Raw genomic sequence first — 2,290 nt, 5'->3', positions numbered from 1 at the left:
GAGGAGTCCCGGTCGGGGCCCTCGGTCTCCCCGGGGGCCCGGGCGCCGGCGGCCCCCGGATCCCCTGAGGTATCGGAGGTATCGGGGGCGTCGAGGCCCTCGGCGTCCCCGGCCTCCTCCGTGTCCTCGACGGCGCGGCCGGTCAGTGCCGCCAACGCGCGTCTGACCTGCCGAAGATGCTCGCGCACGGCCTCCGCCCGCTCCTCGTGTTCGCGCAGCAGACGGGCGGTCTCCCGCTCGATCCGGCGGCGGTGTCCCTCGGCCTCGGCGAGGAGCCCGGCCGCCCGCTCCTCGGCCTCCCGCTGTCGGGCCCGTGCCTCCCGGGTCGCGGCGGCGTGGTCCTCGCGACGCCGCCCCAGCAGGTTCTCGGCGTACCCGAGGATCTCCGCCTCCCGGCGGGCGCCGGCCTCCTCGGCGGCGGCGAGTTCGGCGGTGAGGGCCTCCTCCGCCCGCTTCTCCCGCTCACGGCGCTCGGCCTCGGCGCGACCGGTCTCGGCGGTGAGCCGGTCGCGGTGCTCCCCGGCGGCGCCCAGAACCCGTTCGGCGTCCGCCCGGGCGGCCTCCACGATCCCGGCGGCCTCCTCGCGGGCCTCCTTCAGACGTCGCCGGGCCTCCTCCTCGGCTTCGGCGCGGCGTTCGGTGGCGGCCTCCCGGGCGCGTTCGCGCAGGGCGCGGGCCTCGTCGGCCGCCCGCTCGACGACGCCTCGGCTCTCCTCGGCGGCCTCCCCGCTCACCTCCCCGGCCTGTGCCCCGACCTCCTCGAGCAGCGCGACCACGCGGGGACCGAGGGCGACCCACCGGTCGGGCGGCAGGTCGGCGGCGGCCTCCCTCGCGGCGCCGGCCCGGGAGATCTCCTCGACCAGTTCGCGTTCGGCGGTGACGAGGGCGGCCAGACGGCGGGCGAGGGCGTCCCGGTCGGCGGTCAGTTCGGTGAGGTGCGCGTCGACCTGCTCGGGGTGGTAGCCGCGCTCGAATCGCCGCACCCGGTCGAAATCCGCCCCCGGGGTCGCGTTCACGGGACCCTCCTTCGTCGACGTCACACCGTCCTCACCCGACCCGCTTATCGCGCGAAAAGACGGAAACCTCCTCTCAGGATGCCCCTCCCGGGGGGACCGGACACCCGGATCCGCGTCACACCCGTGCCATCGGGGCGTCCCCGTCCCCGGGGACACCCGAGGGGCCGGTGCGCGGCGACGGCGGTTTCCGGCGGTCGCCCCGCACCCGGCCCCGCGCGGACGGGTCGGTGGGCCCGGTGACCCCGGTGCCGGGGTCACCGATGGGCTACAGCAGCCCGTCCCACATCTGCTCCAACAACACCGACCACCAGCTCTCCGGGTCGGCCAGGGCCTGCCCGTCGAGGGCCGCCAGTTGGGTCTGGAAGTCCGTCGTCCAGCGTCCGGCCTGCTCCGGGGTCAGCCCGTGCCGCAGCGGCCACATCCGGCCCAGCATCGCCATCGACCGCGCGAACTGCGGCACCGAGGTGTTGACGAACCGCGCGGGCGCGGGCTGCCCGCCCGGGCCGCCCTCCAACGGCACCGCCACCACGTGCGCGGTGCCGTACTGCACGCACAGCTGTCGGCCGAAGTCGTTGCCCAGCACCAGGTACGAACCCGAGTCCATCGCCGGGACCACGCCGCGCTCCTGCGCCAGCTCCGCCAGCGTCGGGATCGGCCGCCCCGGCTGGGCGTGCGCCCAGAAGAACGGCCCGATCCCCACCGGCAGCCCCGACCAGACCAGGGTCTGCGCCACGATGTCCGGCACGCCCTGGCGGGCCACCGCCTGCTGCTCCCAGTGGAAGACCCCCTGCGGGCCGTACGCCTGCGCCAGCTCCTGCCCGATCACGTCCAACCCCACCGCCGGGGCGGTGGGCTGTTGCGGCAGCGGCGCGCGCACCGGTGCCGTGCGCGGTGGACCGTCGGCGTACTGCTCCAGCTCGTCCTGGTGCTCCACCAGGTGCCGCACCCCCGTCTGGCGGGAGGCGAGGTCGGTGCCGTAGGGAGCGGTGTGGGTGATCCGCACCTGCGGCCAGGTCTCCCGGATCATCCGCGCGCAGTACCCGCCGGGCAGCTCGCAGGACTGCAGCTCGGTGTGCAGCTCGACCGCCTGGTTCGCGGGGACCCCCAGGGCGTGCAGCTCGTGCAGCAGCTGCCACTCGGGGTGCGGCATGCCCGGCGCCGAGCGACGGATCAGCCGTTGCTCCGAGCCGTCCGGCGCGCGGTAGCGCAGCACCGCCATGTAGCCGGAGCCCACCACGGGCACCCCCGGCTGCGGCGGGTAGCCGTAGCCGGGG

At 76.3% G+C, this 2,290-nt stretch carries 2 protein-coding genes; both read right to left on the bottom strand.

Annotated features, from left to right (window positions below; all coding sequences use genetic code 11):
• Positions 1–1,016 (bottom strand): coiled-coil domain-containing protein (locus FNQ90_RS20195; RefSeq protein WP_182607661.1); only part of this gene is annotated, 1,016 nt, incomplete at its 3' end.
• 265 nt (positions 1,017–1,281) lie between these two features.
• A partial coding sequence (locus tag FNQ90_RS20190; RefSeq protein ID WP_182607660.1) for an SUKH-4 family immunity protein occupies positions 1,282–2,290 on the bottom strand: 1,009 nt, incomplete at its 5' end.

Origin of the sequence: Streptomyces alkaliphilus (assembly GCF_014141535.1) — a bacterium.
Taxonomy (GTDB): domain Bacteria; phylum Actinomycetota; class Actinomycetes; order Streptomycetales; family Streptomycetaceae; genus Streptomyces; species Streptomyces alkaliphilus.
The sequence above is the reverse complement of the archived record's forward strand: the minus strand, read 5'-3'. Positions and strand labels throughout refer to the sequence as shown.